General features: G+C 56.2%; 13 protein-coding genes. 6 read left to right on the top strand and 7 right to left on the bottom strand.

The features are described from left to right. Positions 1 to 82: 82 nt before the first annotated feature. The 5 genes from AC2I9W_RS16395 (at position 83) to AC2I9W_RS16375 (ending at position 7,320) form a co-directional block, all read left to right on the top strand. Entirely contained in the window at positions 83 to 1,579 is a 1,497-nt protein-coding gene (locus AC2I9W_RS16395; RefSeq protein WP_486410991.1) for a DUF3375 domain-containing protein, read from the top strand. After that, entirely contained in the window at positions 1,579 to 2,325 is a 747-nt protein-coding gene (locus AC2I9W_RS16390) for a DUF4194 domain-containing protein (protein ID WP_486410990.1), read from the top strand. The genes AC2I9W_RS16395 and AC2I9W_RS16390 overlap by 1 nt, the downstream gene beginning before the upstream one ends. Next, positions 2,322 to 5,621, top strand: a complete 3,300-nt coding sequence (locus tag AC2I9W_RS16385; protein WP_486410989.1) for an ATP-binding protein — start codon at positions 2,322 to 2,324, stop codon at positions 5,619 to 5,621. The genes AC2I9W_RS16390 and AC2I9W_RS16385 overlap by 4 nt, the downstream gene beginning before the upstream one ends. Then, the gene (locus tag AC2I9W_RS16380; RefSeq protein WP_486410988.1) at positions 5,618 to 6,796 is read left to right on the top strand and encodes a Wadjet anti-phage system protein JetD domain-containing protein; all 1,179 of its coding nucleotides are present in this window, start codon (positions 5,618 to 5,620) and stop codon (positions 6,794 to 6,796) included. Before AC2I9W_RS16385 ends, AC2I9W_RS16380 begins: the two co-directional genes overlap by 4 nt. 116 nt (positions 6,797 to 6,912) lie before the next feature. Next, the gene (locus tag AC2I9W_RS16375) at positions 6,913 to 7,320 is read left to right on the top strand and encodes a YkgJ family cysteine cluster protein (RefSeq protein ID WP_486410987.1); all 408 of its coding nucleotides are present in this window, start codon (positions 6,913 to 6,915) and stop codon (positions 7,318 to 7,320) included. A gap of 18 nt (positions 7,321 to 7,338) precedes the next feature. Here the strand turns inward: AC2I9W_RS16375 and AC2I9W_RS16370 are convergent, their stop codons facing one another. From AC2I9W_RS16370 to AC2I9W_RS16350, 5 genes are all read right to left on the bottom strand, one after another. After that, positions 7,339 to 8,739: a sensor histidine kinase gene (locus AC2I9W_RS16370; protein WP_486410986.1), complete on the bottom strand. Its 1,401-nt coding sequence runs from the start codon at positions 8,737 to 8,739 to the stop codon at positions 7,339 to 7,341. Continuing rightward, entirely contained in the window at positions 8,739 to 9,443 is a 705-nt protein-coding gene (locus AC2I9W_RS16365) for a response regulator transcription factor (RefSeq protein WP_486410985.1), read from the bottom strand. The genes AC2I9W_RS16370 and AC2I9W_RS16365 overlap by 1 nt, the downstream gene beginning before the upstream one ends. Before the next feature lie 124 nt (positions 9,444 to 9,567). Next, positions 9,568 to 10,863, bottom strand: coding sequence for a TolC family protein (locus AC2I9W_RS16360; protein WP_486410984.1), 1,296 nt, complete (start codon positions 10,861 to 10,863; stop codon positions 9,568 to 9,570). Further along, positions 10,841 to 13,954, bottom strand: a complete 3,114-nt coding sequence (locus tag AC2I9W_RS16355) for an efflux RND transporter permease subunit (protein WP_486410983.1) — start codon at positions 13,952 to 13,954, stop codon at positions 10,841 to 10,843. The genes AC2I9W_RS16360 and AC2I9W_RS16355 overlap by 23 nt, the downstream gene beginning before the upstream one ends. A 20-nt stretch (positions 13,955 to 13,974) precedes the next feature. Continuing rightward, positions 13,975 to 15,138: an efflux RND transporter periplasmic adaptor subunit gene (locus AC2I9W_RS16350; protein WP_486410982.1), complete on the bottom strand. Its 1,164-nt coding sequence runs from the start codon at positions 15,136 to 15,138 to the stop codon at positions 13,975 to 13,977. Positions 15,139 to 16,151: 1,013 nt separating this feature from the next. Between AC2I9W_RS16350 and dinG the strand changes: the two genes are divergently transcribed. Beyond that, the gene (gene dinG / locus AC2I9W_RS16345; protein ID WP_486410981.1) at positions 16,152 to 18,317 is read left to right on the top strand and encodes an ATP-dependent DNA helicase DinG; all 2,166 of its coding nucleotides are present in this window, start codon (positions 16,152 to 16,154) and stop codon (positions 18,315 to 18,317) included. Positions 18,318 to 19,717: 1,400 nt separating this feature from the next. On the opposite strand, the gene AC2I9W_RS16340 is transcribed toward dinG, so the two are convergent. Together AC2I9W_RS16340 and AC2I9W_RS16335 are read right to left on the bottom strand one after the other, a co-directional pair. Next, positions 19,718 to 20,278: an acyloxyacyl hydrolase gene (locus tag AC2I9W_RS16340; RefSeq protein WP_486410980.1), complete on the bottom strand. Its 561-nt coding sequence runs from the start codon at positions 20,276 to 20,278 to the stop codon at positions 19,718 to 19,720. Between the two features lie 209 nt (positions 20,279 to 20,487). Then, positions 20,488 to 21,045, bottom strand: coding sequence for a Spy/CpxP family protein refolding chaperone (locus tag AC2I9W_RS16335; RefSeq protein WP_486410979.1), 558 nt, complete (start codon positions 21,043 to 21,045; stop codon positions 20,488 to 20,490). Between the last annotated feature and the right edge of the window lie 149 nt (positions 21,046 to 21,194).

Below are 21,194 nucleotides of genomic sequence, written 5' to 3'. Positions count from 1 at the left end.
AAAACAGCAGCCTGTTTGTTTATGGGCAATGCACTGCTTTAGAGGCTTCGACGAATTTGCGCTTCTCCCTACAATTCTGAACATGCTCAGCCTCAGCCAGCAACGCACTCAGAAATACATCTCCGCGCGCCAGCAGCATCCGGCATGGGTTTTGCTGGCTTCTCGGCGGGCGCCGCTGGTTCTCAGTTGTCTGGATGCATTGTTTGAACATCAGCGTGATGGTGTGCCGTTTGACGCAGCCACTCAGGCACTGGCAGACATGCTGGCCTCGCATGCCAACGATACCGACTTTGAAATTGATAGCGCAGATACGCTGGGTGATGCGCGGCGAGAGATTCGGGCGTGGATTCGACGCGGACTGGTGGTGGAGCGTGAAGGCTGTATTTTTGAGACCGATGCGCTCAAGACGGCGTTGAGCTTTCTCACCCAGCTTGATGGCCGCATGATGACGTCCACCGCATCACGACTGGCTGTGGTGCAGCGCGAAATCGACAATCTGGCCGCAGCCCTCAACCCCGATCCGCAAAGCCGCATCACGCACTTGCAGCGGCGCCTGGACGATTTGCAGCAGCAACTGGATGCCGCACTTGCAGGCCATATTGCAGAGCTGACACCTGAACAGGCGGTCGAAGGCATTCGCGAGATCTATACCCTGGCAACCAGCTTGCGGGCAGACTTCAGGCGCGTGGAAGACTCCTGGCGCAACGCCGATCGCTCTTTGCGCGAGGCCATCATCAGCACCCGCCACCATCGCGGTGCCGTGATGGATCAGTTGCTCGATGGTCATGCCAACCTGCTGAACACACAGGAAGGGCGTGTGTTTGACAGCTTTCACCAACAGCTATCCAACCAGACTGAGCTAACCGAGATGCGTCAGCGCATCCGGCAAATTTTGCTGCATCCAGCCACTGAGAAGGCTTTGGACGGCTTGCAGCGCAGCACCATGCAAACACTGGTGATGCAGCTCATCAAAGAAGCCAAGGTGGTGCAAGCGGTACGCGCCCGCAGCGAGCGCGAAGTTAGTCAGTTCATGAAGTCCGGTCAGGCCGCCGAAAACCTGCGTGTGGGCCAGTTGCTCAACGAGGTGCTTGAGCAGGCCTTGAGCGTGAACTGGCAGCGCCAGCAGGTACGCCGCAGTCCGGCTCCTTTGCCACCACTGGGTATTGCCGTTGGCAGCATTCCACTGATTGAGCGCCTGCGTATCAAGTCCCTGGAGAGCGGCGAGCAAGCCGCATTGCTGCTGACTACAGAACACACTGATCTGAGCCAGATGGAGAGCGATTTCTGGCAGTCTTTTGAAGGGCTGGACCGCGAGGCTTTGCTGCAGGAAACACTGCAAGCTCTGGCGCAACACGGCCAGCCCATGACGCTGGCCGAATTGGCCAAAGTTTTGCCGCCCGCTCAGCATGACCTGGAGACGCTGGCTCTGTGGCTGTCCATGGCCCGTGAGGCGGGCATTGAACTTCAGGATGAACAAGAGCAGATCAGCACGCAGGACGGCGAGCAAGCATGGTCCTTCACCGTACCGCGCGTTGCCCTGGACGGCGCACAACTGGCCCAGATCCACTGGGAGCTTTGATGAATCAAGAGCCCGATATTTTTGACCTGATTGCCGCACAACCCGGAGTGGCGACAGCTCCCGAAGTTTTTCAAAAAGAGGAGCTGCCTGCGCAGGATGGTATTGATGCTTCAGCCAAAACCGAGCTGAGAACTCCTCGAAATTTGCGCAAAGCGCTACAGTTTTTACTGGCGAATGGGTGGCTGGAAGAAGCCACAAAGCCCGCGATGTACCGTCTCATTGCTGCTCAAACTTCGCAGCTTGACTTGCTGCTGGAGCCGCTGGATCTGCGCCTGGAAGTAGACGACGTGCGTGGGCTGGCGTTTCTTGCTGTCAGAGCAGATGAAGATATCGAGGCCGTCGATGAGAGCGAGCAGGACGACTGGACCCACCCGCTGATGCGCCGCCAGCGACTGAACCTTGAGCAATCTCTGCTGCTGGCCATTCTGCGCCGCGAATTTCTGCAGCGCGAACAAGAAAGCGGTACCGGCACAGCCGTACGTATCACAGTGGAAAGCTTGCTGCCGCAACTCGAAACCTACCTCGGTGCCACGGGCAGCGATATGCAAGAACGCAGACGACTGAACCAGTTACTAGATGGGCTGCGCACGCATGGCATGGTGTCTGAAGCTGATGCGCAAGATTGCATCACGATTCGCCCCATGATTGTTCACCTGCTCAACCCCGAGAACCTGCAGGCGCTGCTGCTCAAGCTGCGTGACATTACCGAGGGCACTGCATCCGATAACCCGGACCATGCATCATGAGCACTGAGGCTTCCTACATCCTGCATGAACTGCATCTGTACAACTGGGGGCCTTTTGCAGGCCGTCACCAGGCAGAGATAGACCCCGCTAACAGCGCCATCATCGGCCCCACCGGCAGTGGCAAGACAACGCTGGTCGATGCTTTGATGACTCTGCTATGCGCAACACCGCGCTACAACCTTGCCTCCACTGGCGGACATGAAAGCGACCGCGATCTGGTCAGCTATGTGCGTGGTGCCAGCGGCCAGGGCAATGAAAGCGGCAACCACATTGCACGGCCGGACAAGTGCATCACCGGCATTGCTGCGCGGCTGGAGCGTGGCACGGCACCGTTTGCCCAATCCGTGCTGCTGGGTGCGCTGTTCTGGTTTGATGGCAGCAGCCAGTCCACTGGCGACATGCAAAAGCGCTGGTTCTTTGCACAAGGCCAGGGCCAGACGCTAAACCTCTGGCTGGAAGAGCTGCACAGCGGCGGCTCACGTGCTCTGGCACGTCTGGCCAAGGACAGCGAAGACTTGCAGATGTACACCAGCAAATCGTCGTATCTGGCCAAGCTGCACAGCTTTTTTGAAGTGGGCTCCAACGCCTTCACTTTGCTCAACCGCGCAGCAGGCCTCAAGCAGCTCAACAGCATCGATGAAATCTTCAGAGAGCTGGTGCTGGACGACCATGCTGCCTATGAAGATGCCCAGAGAGTCGTTGATGGCTTTGGCGAACTGGCATCCATTCATACCGACCTGGAGATTGCCAACGCGCAATTCGTCTCGCTGCTGCCGCTACGCGATCTGGCTGGCCGAGAGCAGCAGCAAAGTCACCTGCTCGCACAACAGCAAAACCTGCAGCAGCATCTTCCGCAATGGTTTGCAGCCCAGGGCCTGCAATGGTGGCAGCGTCGCCACCAGCAGTTGCAGGCGCAACTTGAACAACGCAGCCAGCTGCTGCACCGAGCACAAACCCATGTGCAAACCTCGCGCCAGCATGAGCAGGATTTGCACGGTATTTACCTGCAAGCCGGTGGCGCAGATATCACCACACTGGAGGAAAACATACAGCTGGCACGCAAAGAACTGAGCCGCCAGCAAGGCAACCTGGATCAGTACCTGAAACTGGCCAGCAATCTGGAGCTGGATACCTCCTCAGGCGCCAAAAGCCTGCTGGAGCACCAGTCCACATCAAGCACGGCGTTGCAAGAGCTGGATGCCCTCCAGCTGCAGTTGCAGGCAGATGCCGAAGCCGCCATTACGAACGAGCGCAACGCACACAAGGCCTGGAAAGACCTGGAAGCCGAGCACGATGCAGTACGCCAGCGCCCCGGCTCCAATCTGCCCATGGAATTTCAGCGATTTCGAGCCGATCTGGCGCAGCATCTGGACTTGCCTGAGGAAGACTTGCCCTTTGTTGCAGAGCTGGTGGAAGTGCAGAAAAGCCACCAGATCTGGCGTGGAGCCATCGAACGCGCCATTGGCAGCCACAGACTACGCATTCTGGTGCCACCGCATGCCATGCAGCAAGCCTTGCACTGGGTCAACCAGCGCCACAACCGCCTGCATGTGCGCCTGCTGGAGGTACGAGCCAGTGGCGCAGTGCAAAGCTTTTTCGACGATGGTTTCGCCTGCAAGCTCAATCTCAAACCACAAACCCCTGCAACGCATTTGCATGCCCTGCGTCAGTTGCTGGCAAGCCTGGATCGTCATTGTGTTGATGATGTGCAGGCGCTGCAAACAACGCCCCATGCGATGACGGCGCAAGGCCTAATGTCTGGCCGCGTCGATCATTTTGATAAGCAAGACCAAAAGCGTCTTGACCAGGACTGGATGACGGGATTCGACAACCGTGACCGGCTGGCACAGCTGCTACAACAAGCAGAGCATGCAGCGCAAATCTGGAAATCGTTAGAGGCCAAAAAGATAGGGCAACTTCAGTCCTTGAGCAATGCCCGCAATCAGCGTAGCTTGTGGCAAGCGCTACAGTCTCTGCGCCTGGAAGATCTGGACACAGCAGCGACGGAGGAACTACTGCTCAACAAACAGCATCAGTTGCAGACATTGCTGAATCCGCAGTCTGATACCGCACAGGCCAAGCAACAATGGACTGCTGCACAAGCCCAGACAACAAAAGCCGAAGACGATTTACGTGCGTTGCAAAGTGCGCAGACGCAGGATGAAACTCACCTGCAGACGGCACAGCAAAAGCAGCAATTACTGCAGTCCCGCCTGACTGGTGACGCAGGCATTGATGACGTTTTTCCAGAACAACTGGCCAGACAAACTGGCAAACCACTTCCCGAGTTGGACGGAGACAATCTGGATATTCAGGAGCGCGATGCTGCCAGCGCCTTGCAGAGCAAAATCAATGACTCCAACAAGAAGCTCGCCGGTCTGCACAACGAGATCATTCGCCAGATGGGCAAGGCCAAAAACGAGGACCGTGGAGCACTGGCTGACCATGCTCCAGAGCTGGAGGCACTAAACCCATTTCTCAAACGCTTGCAGGTGCTGGAAGAAGAGGCATTGCCTCAGAAGCGCCAGCGTTTTCAGGAATACCTCAACGAAACGTCGCAGCAAGGCGTGGACACCTTGCTCAACGGCATCGTGGCGCATGTGGCCGACATCGAAGATCGCATCGCCCGGCTCAATGAAACCCTCAAGCGTGTGGATTTTCAACCCGGCCGCTATCTGCAGCTTGAACCGCGCCCCGTCGTGCACCAGAGCTTGCAGAACCTGACCAAAGCACAAGCACAGTTGCGCACCGAACGCCTGCGCGATGATGGCGGCAGCAGCCACTACCGTGCACTGCGCACCATCATCGAAATGCTGCAGGAGCACGCCAGCAACCGGCGCAGCAAGGCCGCACAAGCGCTGCTGGACCCACGCTACCGATTGCAATTTGCCGTGCTGGTGCTGGACCGCTCCAGCGGTCAGTTGCTTGAGCGTCGCACCGGCTCGCAAGGCGGCAGCGGCGGCGAGAAAGAAATCATCGCCAGCTATGTTCTGACAGCATCGCTCAGCTATGCGCTGTGCCCTACCGGCAGCGATAGGCCGGTGTTTGGCTCCATCGTGCTGGATGAGGCCTTCTCCAAAAGCTCGCAAGCCGTAGCAGCCCGCATCATTCAGGCCCTGCGCGAGTTTGGTCTGCATGCGCTGTTTGTCACACCCAACAAGGAAGTGCGGCTGCTTCGCTGCCATACGCGCTCGGCCGTTGTGGTGCACCGACGCGGCACACAGGCAACTCTGGCATCGCTGCGCTGGGAAGAAATTGACCAGTTCCGCAAAGCGGCCACGCAAAATCAGCCATGAAGTCACCGCAAGAGCTAGCTGCCAGACTAGTGCAGCAATGGAGCAGCGCAGACTGGCGCGAGCGCCAACTTTTAGGTGGTTCGGGTGCCTGGCCTCTGATCTTGCCAATTGGTCAGCCGGGCACGCAGGTCTTCATGAATGATGCAGCCCTGCTGCGAAGTCACCTCCAGCAGTGGCGCAATGTGGAACAGCAGGGCTTGGGCATCGTGAAGTGGCAGGAGCGCAGCTACCGTGGCAGCAACGATGCGATTGCTGTCCCCGCCCACTGGCAACTGAATCGCCCCTCTGAATGGCTAGCCGCCATACAGCAGCTAAGACCTGCCGGGCATGCACAGGTCAAGGTGGAATACAGCAGGCTGTGCGCCATCATCGCTGCCGTAGAGCATCCAGGCTTTCAGCGCTTGCTGGCACGACGCTTGACCCAATGGCAAAACGTCTCTGTAGACGATGTCAAGACTGCTGCACGCCTTGCCATGCAACTGGAGCCCGGCTGTGCACTAGGCCGCCCTCTAAGAGCGCTTGCAGTGGATGGCAATGACAGCAAGTTCTATGAGCGCCATACAGGACTGCTGACCGCTTTGCTGGATGAGCGCTTTGCCAAAGAAGCCAGCCGGCAGGGCCTGAGCACTTTTCTAGGGGCACTTGTCGAGGATGACCACTGGCTGCTGGTAGTGCCTCTGGCCCCAGATCTGCTGCCGTTTGCACGCCTGCGTGTATCAGCGAGCGAGTTGCGAACAACAGCGTTGCCTTCGCGCCGTATTTTGCTGGTGGAAAACGAGCAATGTCTGCATCAGCTTCCTATGCCAATGGATGACACCATTGCCATTTTGGGAGCAGGCCTGAACCTGAACTGGCTGGATGCTCCATGGCTGAAAGAGCGCTCTGTAGCCTACTGGGGAGATATAGACACTTGGGGTCTTCTCATGCTGGAAACTGCACGCAAACAGCTCTCGCAATTGCAAGCCCTGCTGATGGATATGGATACCTTCAGAGATTATCAAGGCCAGGCCGTAACTGAGCCCGTTCATGCTTGCAGCGCTTCCTTTTCTCAATCTGCAGACGCGGCACTAGATGCACATTTGCGAAACCTTGAAAAAGGACGTTTAGAACAGGAGTTCTTACCCGCTTCACGGGTACACAAAGCGGTGAACGACTGGGCATCATCCACTTTCTAAGATGCGTTCCTCAAGCTAAAAATCCCATGTAGGCTACCTGCTCATCCTTACTCCACACAGAAAAAATACATGAACCGTGGCAGCATCGCGCACTCTGATGAGCCCCGCTTTCCCACATGAAATCCTCCATCCGCATTGTTGACGTCGACCGCTTGGAAACCTGGAGCAAGTACAAGCCCGGCATGTGCGACAGCTGCGCCGCCAATTGCTGCACCATGCCGCTGGAAGTACGCCTGTCAGATCTGGTGCGTCTGGAACTGGTGGACCCATTCGAGGTCGAAAACATCGAACCCAAATTGATTGCCAAGCGTCTGCTGAAGATGCGCTTGATTGACCACTTCAACCCCAAGCACGAAATCTTCACCATGGCCCGCCGTGCAGGTGGTGACTGCAATTTTCTGGACAAGGAAACGCGACGCTGCACGGTGTATGAAAAACGCCCAGAGACCTGCAGACTGCACCCGAAAAAAGGGCCTAAGCCCGGTTTTTGCGCCTATGGCAACAAGGCGCTTTCTCAGCGCTGAGGAGCTGTCACCATTCGCTCAAGAAATGGTGACAGCAGGCAGCCAGATGCGGGCGACCAACCCTGGATTGGCGTTGTGAAAGCTGAGCTTTCCACCATGCAGCTGAACAATGGCAAGCACGCTGGCCAAGCCCAGTCCGTAACCCTGCCGGTCTGATTCCGCACGGTAGAAGCGAGTCGTCATTTTCTCCAGCGTCTGTGAGTCGGCCCCGGCTCCATGATCCCGCACTGTGATCTCTACACCCCATGCACCATCGTCGCTTGTGCCTTCCAGCGCAGGCCCTGCGTACAGCTGTACATCGGCACCGTGCTCCGAGCCTGAGGCGGCCCCGTACTTGATGGCATTGTCGACAAGATTGGAGACAGCGCTGGCCAACAAGTCGCCATCGCCCAATGCCTTTACCTTCGACTTGACATCCAGCCGCAGAACGCCACCTGCGACCTCTACCAGCGGCTCGTAAAAGTCCACAACATCCACCAATAAATCGCGCAGATCCACCAAGGCGAAATGCTTGCGGCTGGCACCGCTTTCGACTTCAGCAATCTGCAAAAGCTTTTCAAAAACCACGCCTAGCTCCGCCACCTCTTCGGCGACCAGCGCCAGCGTGGCTGACTGCATTTCAGGGCTGGCCTGCTGTGCATTACGCAGACGCAGCAGAATGCGCGTCAGCGGTGTTCTGAGGTTGTGCGCAATGCTGTTGGAGACATGGCGTATGCCTTCCATCAACTGCTCAAGCCGGTCGAGCATGGCATTGATATCGCGGTTGAGCAGCGTGAATTCATCACCACGCTGATCGACGGGAATGCGCTGGCGCAAATCGCCCGCAGCAACACGTGACATGGTGCTGCGAATAGCTGCTGCACGCTCATCGACCACGCGCCTGAAGACGATGGCTCCTATCAGAGCCATGATGCAGGCGGCAATGGCGGCTAACAAGCTGGCTTGGCCAAACAGCTCTTCCATGTCGCGCTGCAGTTGCATATCGCTGCCCACTGCCAGCAGGTTGCCATCAGGCGTCTCAACGACGGCCACACGTCCGATCATCAGGCGGTCATTGCGCTTGACGGTAAGCTCTCGCACTCCCATGGTGGTAAGTTTTCGGTGCGGATAGACTTCTGCGTTGCTGACGATAGGCTCGCCACTCGGGTCCATGAGGATGAGGATTTCAGTGTCCGTATCCACACCATCGCGAATGGTCAGAAGAATCTCGCTTTCCAGCGCTCCGGGGCCGTATTTGGCCGAGTGATCGAGCAGCCTGCGCACATGGTTTTCAGCCTGCTTATCGAGGCGAACGCGCACGACTCCCACGGTCTGAATATAGAACACCGACAGCACTATGGTCATGGTCAGCACCATGAGTGCGCCATAGCTCAGCGCCAGCCGGAAGGCCAGCGAGCTCCAGGGCCTGGAGCGCGTCATCAGACGACCTCGGGCAGATTTTGCGGCTGATCCGAAAGGCTGTAGCCCACGCCGCGCACGGTATGAATGAGGGCTGTGGCAAAGCCTTTGTCCACCTTGCTGCGCAGGCGGCTGATGTGCACATCGATCACATTGGTCTGCGGATCGAACCGGTAATCCCAGACGGACTCCAGCAGCATGGTGCGTGTGACGATCTGGTGCGCGTGCTGCATGAGAAACGCCAGCAAACGGAACTCTCGTGGCTGCAGCGACAGAGGCAGGCCTGCGCGCTCTGCACTGCGTGAGATCAGGTTCACGCGCAGATCAGCCACATGCATTTCACGCGTGGGAGCGGGTATCTGAGCCCGGCGTACAAGTGCTTCCAGCCGCGCCGACAGCTCGGAAAAAGCAAAGGGCTTGGTCAGATAGTCATCGCAGCCTGCTTTGAGGCAACGCACTCTCTCATCTGTAGCAGACAAGGCGCTCAGGACAAGGACCGGAGTCTGTTTTCCCATAGAGCGCAGTGCCTGCAGAATCTGCAGCCCGTCAAAGCCATTTGGCAACATGCGGTCGAGGATGATGACATCCCAGTTCTCGCCAACGGCCTGTGCAATGCCTTGAACGCCGTCACCGCAGACACTGACATGCGCGCCTTGCTGGCGCAAACCTTCAGCGATGTAACGCGCATTGAGTGCATCGTCTTCGATGATGAGATAGCGGAACATGTGGAGTCTGTCTCTGGCCGTTGGAGGGAAGACACTATAAGCCGTTGCCTTGCCATCCACTGTATGCTGTACAGCAGAGCAAGGAGGAGGGGAAGCAGGGGTCTGCAGCATCTCCCGGCCTCGCTCAAGGCTGAATCAGGGGCAGGTCGCCACTGGCCAGCCGCACTTCCCATTCGGCATCCAGCATATCCTTGACCAGCTCCAGATGCTCCAGCCGGTGCTCGGTAATCGAGCCCAGGGTATCGATCAGCTCCAGAATCGTACCCTTGCCCAGCTTGTAGGCATCTTGTGCCATCTGGTGCAGTGGAGCAATCTGCGCCAGTCCTTCTTTCTCATAGTCACGCACGGCCGTGCGGCGCAGTGACAGCTGCTGCAAAGAACGCTGCAGCTCAGACTGTGCAGCAAGCACCGCCGCATCGCGTCGCAGCTCGGCCTGGTCGGCCTCAACCTTGGCGCGTTCAATCGGACCTTGGCGACGATCGAACAGCGGAATTTCCACGCTCACGCCAATCTGGTTGAAGTTACCATCCATGCTATTGCGAATGCGCGTTAGACCAAGCGATGGAGTGGGCAAAGCCTCTCGCTGCTCCAGCTTGATTTTCTGGCGCGATTGATCAAGTTCTGCCTGCGCTGCTCTCAGACTAGGGAGACGAGTCTGAGCCGTATTCCACAGCTGTTCATAACTGGGAGCCTTGCGCAAATCGGCAGCCTGCAAACTGCCTTCCACTCGCACCTGCCATTGGGGCATGGCAGCAATGGCAGCGACACGGGATGCTGCATCTCGCAAGCCTGCCTGCGCCTTGCTGACCTGCATGCTCATCTGAGCCTGTTGCAGGTTCAGGCGCGCGCCGTCATAGCGACTGCGCGTACCTGCTTCGATCTGGCCCTTGACGATGCTCCCTGCTTTCTCCAGTTCATCGCGCGCAGCCAGCCACACCTGATAGCGCTGCTGGGCCACCAGCAACTCGTTGAAGGCATGGGCTGCATCACTCATGGTGACGGCAACCGCGACATCGGCATTGGCCGCTGCAGACTTCTCTCCCAGTCTGGCGTTTTCCATGCGCATGCCGCGCTGACCAAAGATGGGAATGGGCTGCTCCACGCCCCACTCTTTTTCACCACGCTTGCTGGAGTAATGCATGGAGGGGTTAGGAATGGTGGCTGCCGTTTTGCTGTCTGCCCTGGCCAGCTCTCGCTGCATCAAATCTGCGGCCAGATTCGGCTGGTTTTGCATGACGATGCGCAGGTACTCCTGCAAAGTCACAGCTTGCACAGGAGCAGTCATACGCCCCTCGGCTGCCATGCTCTGGGTTGCCGCATCCGCCGCATCGGCAGCATGGGCCGTGCTGCCAAAAACGCTGCAGCACAGGGCGGCTTCCATGGCCAGAGAGTGCCACTTATTCATCTTGCGCGCTTTCATCACGTTCTTCCTGCGTCAACATGTTCTTGGGGCCCAGCAAGGCATACAGCACGGGCAGCAGCACCAAGGCCACCAGCGGCAGAACCACCATGCCACCCACAATGACCGATGCAAAGGGGCGCTGGGTTTCACTGCCCACGCCGGTGGACAAGGCCATGGGCAACAGGCCCAGCAGCGCCAGCAATGACACCAAGACGATGGAGCGCATACGCTCGGCAGCGCCTTCGATCAAGGCCTGCATCAAGGGCATGCCCTGGCGGCGCAAATCTTCAACCGCGGAGACCACCAGCAATCCAGCCAGTGCCACCTGCCCCAGCAGAGCGATGAAGCCAATCGCCGCACTGATGGACAGCTCGATATGTGCCAGATGCAATGCGGCAATACCGCCCACCATGGCAAATGGAGCGCACAATAAGATGACACCAGCGCTGCGCGCCTGACCCAACGCACCAAACAGCAGGGCAAAGACAATGACCAACGACAACGGCACCACTACCTTCAGGCGTGCAGCCGCGCGCTGCTGGTTCTCCCACTCACCGCCCCAGACGGCTTGATAGCCTTCTGGCAGAGTGACGTTCTTCTTGAAGGTGGCCAGCGTATCCTTCACGACCGAGCCGATATCGCGCCCTTCAACGTTGAACTTGAGCGCCATGTAGCGCGCATTACCTTCGCGGAAGATGGAGGAATTACCAATCTTCATGCTGACAGTACCGACCGAACCCAGAGGTACGGAGCCACCTTCTGGCAGCGGTATGGCGATGTTACGGATACGCTCTTCATCCATGCGATCTACATAAGGCAGTCGCACACGCACCGGCACGGGATATTCGCCCTCCCACAAAGTGGTGGCGACATTGCCGGCCAAAGCCACTTCCAGTGTCTTCTGCGCGGTCTCCATGGCAATGCCCTGGCGTGCCAGCGCCTGGCGATCGAACTGCACATGCACCTGCGGTGCCGGAGCATCGCGATACAGGTCAAGATCCACCACGCCATCAATGTCTTTCACCAACGTCTTGGTCTGCTGAAGAAGGCCGCGCAACGTGGGAATATCCGGGCCAAACAGCTTGAGTACGACCTGTCCGCGTGCGCCCGATGTGGACTCTTCCACGCTGTCACGAATGGGCTGTGCAAAGTTGAAGGCTACACCCGGAATCTCGCCCAGCGTTGTACGCATTTGCTCAATCAGCGCGGGCTTGGTCAAGTTCTTGCGCCATTCCTCATGAGGCTTGAGGCGCACCAGAACCTTGGCCAGGTTGAGCGTCTCGTTATCGGTGCCCGATTCGGGGCGCCCCTGCTCTGTAGTGACGCTAATAACCTCAGGGAACACCTTGAGGCGCAGGCGCACATCGCGCAGCACTTCCTGGCCTTTTTCCAGCGAGATGGAAGCCGGCATCTGCACCAGCACATAGGCATCGCCCTCATCGAGCTCGGGCAGGAACTCGGTACCCAGCCATTTGGCTGAACCCCCGGCCACCACCAGCACGCTCACAAACACGGCAATCACGGCCGTTCGGCATTTGGCAGCTCCCAGTACGCCGGCAATCCAATGCTGATAACCATGGTGTGCCCGGTCAAAGATCTTGGGCTCTTCCACCATCACATGCTTGGGCTTGAGAAACAGCGCACACAAGGCCGGCACCAGCCCCATGGCAAACACCAGTGCGCCCAGCAAGGCAAAGCTGTAGGTCATGGCCAGCGGGCGGAAGATACGGCCTTCAATGCTTTCCAGAGAAAATACCGGGATCAGCGCGGCAATCACGATAGCCATGGCAAACAGCGTGGGCTTGGCCACGGCAACCGCCGAATCCACAATGATGTGGCGCATGTCATTGGCCGTCTGTGGCTTGCGCTGGCGTGCATTGCGAATGATGTTTTCTGCCAGCACCACCGCACCGTCCACCATGATGCCGAAATCGATGGCTCCCATGGAGATCAGGTTGGCAGGCATGCCCAGCCAGTGCAGTCCAATAAAGGCCACCAGCAGCGACAGAGGAATCACCGTCGCCACAATCAACGAGCCGCGCAAGCTGCGCAAGAACAGCCACAGCACGGCAACAATCAGCGTCGCGCCAAACAGTAGGTTGTGCTGCACGGTCTTGAGCGTATGCCCCACCAGGTCAGAGCGGTCGTAATTGGTGACCATCTCCATGCCTGCGGGCAAACCACCACCATTGAGTTCGGCGACCTTGAGATGAATCTCGTCCAGAACCGTGGAGGGGTTGGTCCCGCGCTTGAGCAGCACAATGCCTTGTACCACATCGTCCTGGTCATCCATGCCGACCGAGCCCTGACGAGGGGTATGCGACTGCGCCACGCGTGCCACGTCACCAATGGTAACGGGGGCCTTGCCACGCATGGCCACCACGACATCCTGAATTTCCTGCGGTGTGCGCAGCAAGCCAATGCCGCGAATGATGAAGGACTGCTCACCCCGGCGCATCAGCCCTCCGCCCACATTGCGGTTGGACTTGGACAGGGCATCGTTCACATCGTCCAAAGACAGGCCCAGGCTGTAGAGTTTTTCAGGGTCCACTTCAACGTGGAACTCTTTGACGAAGCCGCCAATGCTCACTACATCAGCCACGCCCTGCACCTGCTTGAGCACGCGCACCACATGCCATTCCTGCTCGGTACGCAACTGCGCCAGGTTGTGCCTGTCACTCTTTAGGCGGTAGTAGAAGATTTTTCCCAGCGGTGTGTAGTCAGGCGCCATTTCCGGCGTCATGCCATCCGGCAGATCTGCCTGAGGCAGTCGCTGCGAAACCTCTGCACGCGCCTTAAAGCTCTGGGCGTCATCGTTAAAGACAAGATTGATCATGGAGAGACCGAAATAGCTCTCCGAGCGCAGCGATATCAGCCCCGGCGTGCCATTAAGCTCTCGCTCCAGCGGCTGGGTGATCTGACGCTCCACTTCTTCAGGCGCCAGGCCTGGGGCCTGAGTGATCACCCCGACCTGCACATTGGTCACGTCAGGATAGGCTTCAATGGCTGTCTGCAGATAGGCGTAGACGCCGTAAACAGCGATCGCCAGCGTGGCAAACAATGCCAGCAAGCGACGATGGACAACGAATGCAATAAAGGAACGCAGCATGGTTCAGGCTCCTGCTAGGACTACAGTAGCTGACTGGCTGCGCCGTCGAGCAGCAGGCCACCACGCACCACAATTTTTTCACCAACCTTGAGTCCGCTGATGACTGGAACCAGGCCACGCGATGGACGACCCAGCGTCACCGCTCGCGCCTCGAACTGGCTGTTCTCATGCTGGACATACACAACGCTGTGGCTCTCATCCTTGATGAGCACGGCACTGACAGGAATCAGCATCTCATGCAGATTCGACAGCTGCACACCCACCTTGGCCTGCATACCTGGACGCAGCACCGGGTTCTGCTCACTCAACGCCACCACCACGGCAGCCCGGCGGGACTCCTTATCCAGCGTAGCGCCCAGATATCGCACCGTACCCTTGAGGGGTTTGGGCAACTGAGGAACCTCGACCTGAACGGAGCTCCCCACAAGAATGCCTGGCAAATCAGACTCAAACACCTCAGCCACTACATTCATGGCCTGAGGATCTCCAATCGTGAAAAGTGCTGCGCCAGGCTCGGCAGACGTTCCCACCACGGCCTTGCGCTCGGCCACGATCCCGGAACGCGGTGCACGCAGTTCTATGCGATCCCCTCCACCCGAGCCCAGCAGTGCGGCTGTGCCCTGAGCACGCGCTAACTCCTGCGAGGTTTCACGCACTTTGGCCTGTGCAGCACGCAAATCCACCTCCACGCCGACACCCTTGTCCACCATGGTCTGCTGGCGCTGGGCCTCCACCACGGCCACGTCATGCGCTGTCTTGGCGGCAGCCACGTCATAGCGGGTACGCAGTGCATCAGGGCTGACCAGTGTAGCCAGCAGATCACCGGCCTTGACCATATCGCCCACATGCGCGCTGACTGTCTGAACACGCGCCGATACCGGTACAGACACGGAGGCCACCCTATCTTCCACAAAAGCCACATGTGCAGGTGCCCACGCCATCTGCACGCCTTGGGGGTCGGCCACGGCAGCGATGTCCAGCATCTTCACCGACTCTGGTTTGACATGGATAAACCCCTTAGGCAAGGGCTCAGCCAGCGTCTGCTTTTCTTCTGTGGCTCTGGAGACATCACAGCCCGCCAGCACTGTGGCAATTGCCAGAGCAGCCACCACCAGCGGCATTTTCGTCAGCGATCCGTTTTGCAAATACGCCGAGCCCGGCAATCCCACGAGGTTCTTGTTCATCGTTCACCTGTATGTCCATCACTGACGGGCGACAGGCGGGGCCATGACTTCACCTTCAGTACTGACTGCCATGCTAGGAACGACGCCTCCTGCCGTGGGTGACGCAAGCATTACGGTTTAGTAAGGCCCTGCAGGTCACCAAGCGCAGATCGACCTCCATTTCAAAGAGGGCAAGTGCTCAAGACATCCATTGAAGCGGTTTGCTCACTTTTTCATCACTTTCGATGAAAAATCAAAAAATGCTCAAAAAACAAGCAATTTTGATGTTTTTTTCATACATGAGTACTACTAGTATCAAAAAATAACGAGGCAAAGATGTTCAAGGCAAGTCCTTTGAATTTCAAGAAAAAGTGCCTCAAACCATTGTCAATCAATGGATAAGTACTATCAAAAGTAGAGCTTGAAAGTTATCCACTCAGTGGATAGATCAAGCACGTCATACGCACTCTCAAGCATCTGTCAACAGAAAAAGCATCTCTGGCATACAAAACGGCTGCAAGCCCTAGAGTCATGCCTTTTTTCACAGATAAAACACCCCAGAAAATCACACATTGCACCTGTGGATAAATATCACAGCTCCTTGGCTTTCTCAAAGAGAAGTTGGCAAGAATAAGCTTACTCACAGAGCTTGAAAACTTCGAATTCCACCTCTATCAACGACATTCTCAAATCTAAAAAAATCTTTTTATTCATAAAAATTTAACAACATAGTCAACATAGTTAACAACAAGGTTGTAAACATGATTACAACAGGATTTGATCGACATTATTCTGTGGATAAGTTTCTGAAGAACTCCACACTCAACAATCCACAACTACAATGAACAAGTCACATACAAGTGGTGGAGAAGTCTCACCAAGAGACTTTCAATGAGATACATCTCAGGCCACACAAACACTGCTGTTTGTATGGCGTATTGCATAAGAAATTCAATCTTATTTAATACATATCTCTGTACGAATACTTATAAAACGCAAAAGCACAGCGTCTTTGCGTCTCAAAAAACGCTGAAATGTATGAAAAAAAGTGGGCTGAAGAGGCCCTGAATTCCTTTGATGCCGTGGTCGGTGGCATGCCTGGATTTCGCAGCCGTGATGGACAGCGAAAAATGGCAGCCCAGATCGCAAAAACCTTGAGCGAGGCCCAGCTCGGCAAAGTCGATGAAGGCGAGCCAGAACCCCGTCGTGCCATCGCTGTCGTGCAAGCTGGGACCGGCGTTGGAAAGTCGCTGGCCTACAGCATCCCGGCCATTCGCATGGCACTGTCGCGTGGCACGCGGGTGCTGATCTCTACTGCAACCGTGGCACTGCAAGAACAGTTGGTGAACAAGGATTTGCCAGCACTGGCACAAAAGCTGGACCAGCCCTTCAAATTCGCCCTGGCCAAGGGGCGTGGCCGTTTTGTCTGCAAGCTCAAGCTGGAGCGCCTGGCAAGCACAGGGGAAGCACAGGATGAGGAGATGGACGACCTGTTTGGCGATGAGCAAAAACAGACCCCGTTCAAGCGCCCTCAGCACGAGTTGCAGGCACGCATGCATTTCTATAAATCCATGGCCGATGCGCTAGCCACAGAAGCGTGGAACGGGGACCGAGACTCTCTGGAAACACCTCCCGAGGCAGAGGCCTGGAGCCCCGTTGCGGCCGAGTCTTCTTCCTGCACAGGCAAGCATTGCCCGGCTTTCAGCAACTGTGTCTATTACGAGCGCCGCAAGGACTTAGTAGCCGCGCAAGTCATTGTTGCCAATCATGATTTGCTGCTTTCTTCGCTGGGATCCAAGCTGCTGCCGGAGCTGGATAACTGCCTGCTGGTGCTCGATGAAGCCCACCATCTGCCCGCCACTGCCTTGGACCAGTTCGCAGGCGAAATGGATCTGAGTCGCCTGACCTGGATAGACAAACTTGCCAGCCGCGCGTTGCGTGTGAATCAGGTCGCAGAAGTGGAAGAGCTGGCCGATGTACCCAAACATGCCAGCCAGCTGCGCCAGCAGATGCAGGAGCTGGCCAGACTGGTCATGGAGCACTACGGAAAGGCCCTTAAATCGCAAAAAGACAGCTATGGACCAGCCAGGGTACGGGCAGCCCGTGGCGAGCTGCCAGAAGCGCTTTTAGAGCCTCTGAGCCAGGTTGCGCACCATGCTGATGCCTTTCTGGATGCACTGCGTGCCGTCTCCAAAGCTTTGCGCGCCGAAATCAAGGACAAGCCCGAGGAAGCACAGCGCCTGTCCACTGTCTATGCGCAGGTGGGCGCCCTGGCTCCCAGACTGGAAGCCATCTTCAACACCACGCAATTGCTGCTGCAGAACAACGAGAACGACGGTGACAGCAAAACAGTGCCCCATGCCAAATGGTTCACGCTGGAGATGGATGGGGAGTTCATCGTGGTCAAGGCCCACGCAAGCCCCATCCAGCCTGGCTCCACCTTGCGTCAACATCTGTGGTCTAAGGTACGTGGCGCAGTGCTGACCTCCGCGACGTTGACCAGTTGCGGAAATTTCGACTTCTTTCTGCGCGAAGCTGGGCTGTCCAATGACATAGCTGTCACCACGCTGGAAGTACCAAGCCCCTTTGACTATGCACGCCAAGGCACGCTGATTGCCCGCGAAACCACCTCAGACCCCCGTGAAGCAGCCCGCTTCACGGCAGAAATGGTTGAAGCTTTGCTGAACGATTTGAGTCACATTGACGCCGGCGCACTGGTGCTCTTCACCTCACGCGAACAAATGCGCCAGGCCGTGGAAGCTCTGTCTACCCACATGCGCGACCAAGTGCTCGTTCAGACTGCCCTGCCCCGTCATACCCTGCTCAAACGGCACCGCGAAGCAGTGGAGATGGGCGAGCCATCCATCATCTTCGGCATGCAGTCCTTTGGCGAAGGACTGGATCTGCCGGGAGCGCTTTGCGAGTCTTTGTTCATCACCAAGCTGCCCTTTGCTCCACCCGATGATCCTGTGGGTGAGGCACGGTCCGAATGGCTGCGCAGCAGTGGCCGCAATCCTTTCAACGAGTTGGTGGTGCCAGCTACAGCCATTCGCCTGGCTCAATGGGTGGGCCGCGCCATTCGCACCGAGGAAGATCTGGCCCATGTCTATTGCTATGACAAGCGGCTGACTGGCACCCACTACGGCCAGCAATTGATCAAGGGTCTGCCTCCCTTCACTTTGCAGCGCAGACCGGTCTGAGAGGCCTTCAGCGAGGCTAAAAAGAGCTTTCAAGCCCCTACCCTGCCTGCACTGTTCAAAGCGATTTGGATCGCTTCCAAGCCTTGTGACGACCATGACTGGTTGCACAAGGCTTTTGTAATTTTTCTAACAGCTGCATGCCGTCATGCGTAGCGGCAAGCTCCCTCGACAAATCGACCTGACCTTCCCGATCTGCCAGAAAAGATAGCGGTGCGTAGACGTCATCGGGAATCTATGCGAATGCAGGATGGCCATCCTGTCCTGATCAGATGCAAGTCGTACCCCCTTCAGCGTTGGCCGGCGGGCTCTTCTCTGTTTCTCAGGACCCAATACAGAAAATTTCTTTGAAAACAACACCTTACATGTGTTGAATTTTTTTGAATGAAGAAATAACGAGAGCCATCCGCATGACCGCCCTGCGGTTCACACCAGATTACCCCCAGCTGTTTATAACATTCTGTTGATAACTATGCGGTTGAAGGCTCTCCAAGTCCTTCTTATCCCCAAGTCCGTTCATCAGAGGGAGCGCATCTTACGCCAAATTTTCAGACTGGCGCGCTTCAATTTCGATAAAGCCTTTTTTTGTCATGTTTCCCTTGTCTACAGAGGAATTGAAGGCCTCAGAACCATTCTGACCGCTTCTTTTTTTAATGATCTATCGAACTTGTCTTTAGTTATTCTTTAGAAGTCTTATAAAAATATAGTCGTAGTAATAAAGATCGATCAATACTGTGGATAACCTCATAAATCAACGAGAAATCAAGCACTTTTCTAGGGTGTAAGCATGGAGACAAGTAGAGGCTGCTGCTGTCTTCCAGACTTGAACAACTTGCCCTATTGATGAATATCTGTGGAAAACACTGAAATTCATACATGCTTGTCCACATTCTGGCAGCCCTTATAAAAAACTATTGAGGTAGCCTTAAATCCTTTATCTATAAGTACATAACGCTATTTTTTTTATAGTGAATAACTTTGATATATGACTTCTCATCACATAGCTTGGCGAGCGTGTGACTTTTTAAAAAGTGTTCGACATGAATTTGTCGGACATTTTTTTTGTCCAAAGCATCCGTGTATGCTGTGAAAACTTTCACTGAAGTTGTTATTCCTAGTCTTACTTTTTTCAATAGTAATAGTAGTAAGTATCCTACTTAACTGTTGATAACTTATTAATTTATAAGTAAAACAACGACTTAGCCTTTGTTAAAAGCTGTGCTCCGATAGAGGCTCCTGCTGTCCTTGTTTTGGGAGAAACTTTTGGGCGATACATCCAGTTGTGGAAAACATTGGTTTTTAATGATTTTTATCACCATGTTTATCCACAATCCTTTTGGCAAAGGACAGGCATGAAAAAAGCCACTTAAAGTGGCTTGTCGGTTGGAGATGAAGTTGCTGCGTCAGAAGTGCCGGGCGTAGCGAATCTGAATGAAGTTTTCTCCAGGGTTGGGGCTCTTGATGCCTGCATTCGAGTGGTGTTCCAGCCGAAAGCTGACTTCGTTTTTGCGTTGCTCGCCGAACAAGTATCCGATGCCTATATGGCTTGCGAAGTTGTATCGGGTGGAGAAGTCCTTGTGGTCCGTTTGGTAGCGGTGGTTGATGGCATAGCTCACCCCCACGCCTGCTTCCATGAACCAGGGGGATTGGCCCTGATTGGGACGCCAGCGCAAGGTGGGTTTGGCTCCAATGACCCAGGTTGCACGGTTGCGGCCCTGGTAGTCGCCCGACCACTGTCCGCCCCAGATATCCCAATAGCCGGTGACCAGTCCCGAACCCAGGGCGTAATTCCAGTCTCTCCAGGGGATGGTGATGCCTAGCGCCCAGCTATCTGCGCTGTGAGCAGCCTGCCCGTACTGAACATAGAGGGTATTGTTTTGTACAGGTTGTGCAAAGCTTTGGCTGCATAGCAGTGGGCTCAGCAGCATTGCGCTGCAATAGCTGGCAATCTTTAACGAATTCATATTCAAGTCCCTCCAATTGCATGCATTGCCGCAATGGATTGAGGGCCGTTGGGGCGTTGCCGATGCTGAAAGTGCTGTGGATATAACAGTAGATTCTTGTGTGTAAATTGCCTGTCGGCAAAGGCGGGTGGCTGCAGTCAGTCAAGTTGCCAATGGCATGAAAAAAGCCCTCTGATTTTCATCAGAGGGCTTTGTCGCCATATCAGTATTTACTGGGCTTTGGCGGGTGCAGGAGCTGGGCGTTCTTGGCCGGGCTTGCCTGCATGACGGTGGTGGCCACCGTGCTTACCAGGGCCTTGGTGCATGCGCAGGGTGGCGCTGTCGAAGGTCTTTTGCTGCTCTGCATTCAGCTGGGCATAAAAGGCCTTGGTGGCTTCTGCACGGCGGTCCATCTCTGCGTTGCGCTTGGCACGCATTTCACGCATTTTGTCGATGCGCTCTGGGGTGGTCAGCTTGGCAAAGGCTTCACGGTCGCCACGGGCAGGGCGCTCACCGGGCCTCATGGAGTCGGTGTAGGTGGTCCAGGCGCTTTCCTGGGCCGCAGTCAGCTTCAGGTCGGTCTTGAGCTTTTCCATGCGCTGCTTCATGTGCTCCATGCGATGGCTACGCTTGTCGCCATGATGGTGCTTGTGGTGTTCGGAGGCCTTCTGGGCAGCGGCTGCGGGCTCTGCGGGAGCCGTAGTCTGGGCAAAGCTGGGCAGGCTCAGGGAAGCGAGCAGGGCAGTGGCAACAGCGGCACCGGTCAGTGTTTGGCGAAAGCGGGTCATGTCTATTTCCTTTTCAGATGAAGTGGAAGAAGTAGCCGCTAGATCCTTCGCTTGAAAGGCATTCGGCAGCGGATGACTGAAGTGTGAGGGCCCCATGTTTCTGCGGCGTGAGGTTTTGCAGCCGCTCTGTAAAGTATTGATAAGTTTGC

Source organism: Comamonas sp. FUJ_7 (genome assembly GCF_057369555.1).
This window is presented reverse-complemented; position numbering and strand designations above follow the sequence as displayed.

Coding starts and splice junctions, on each gene's coding strand:
- AC2I9W_RS16340 (WP_486410980.1), bottom strand. CDS start 20,278: ATGAATTCGTTAAAGATTGCCAGCTATTGCAGCGCAATGCTGCTGAGC.
- AC2I9W_RS16375 (WP_486410987.1), top strand. CDS start 6,913: ATGAAATCCTCCATCCGCATTGTTGACGTCGACCGCTTGGAAACCTGG.
- AC2I9W_RS16355 (WP_486410983.1), bottom strand. CDS start 13,954: ATGCTGCGTTCCTTTATTGCATTCGTTGTCCATCGTCGCTTGCTGGCA.
- AC2I9W_RS16395 (WP_486410991.1), top strand. CDS start 83: ATGCTCAGCCTCAGCCAGCAACGCACTCAGAAATACATCTCCGCGCGC.
- AC2I9W_RS16390 (WP_486410990.1), top strand. CDS start 1,579: ATGAATCAAGAGCCCGATATTTTTGACCTGATTGCCGCACAACCCGGA.
- AC2I9W_RS16365 (WP_486410985.1), bottom strand. CDS start 9,443: ATGTTCCGCTATCTCATCATCGAAGACGATGCACTCAATGCGCGTTAC.
- AC2I9W_RS16360 (WP_486410984.1), bottom strand. CDS start 10,863: ATGAAAGCGCGCAAGATGAATAAGTGGCACTCTCTGGCCATGGAAGCC.
- AC2I9W_RS16385 (WP_486410989.1), top strand. CDS start 2,322: ATGAGCACTGAGGCTTCCTACATCCTGCATGAACTGCATCTGTACAAC.
- AC2I9W_RS16380 (WP_486410988.1), top strand. CDS start 5,618: ATGAAGTCACCGCAAGAGCTAGCTGCCAGACTAGTGCAGCAATGGAGC.
- AC2I9W_RS16350 (WP_486410982.1), bottom strand. CDS start 15,138: ATGAACAAGAACCTCGTGGGATTGCCGGGCTCGGCGTATTTGCAAAAC.
- AC2I9W_RS16370 (WP_486410986.1), bottom strand. CDS start 8,739: ATGACGCGCTCCAGGCCCTGGAGCTCGCTGGCCTTCCGGCTGGCGCTG.
- AC2I9W_RS16335 (WP_486410979.1), bottom strand. CDS start 21,045: ATGACCCGCTTTCGCCAAACACTGACCGGTGCCGCTGTTGCCACTGCC.
- dinG (WP_486410981.1), top strand. CDS start 16,152: ATGTATGAAAAAAAGTGGGCTGAAGAGGCCCTGAATTCCTTTGATGCC.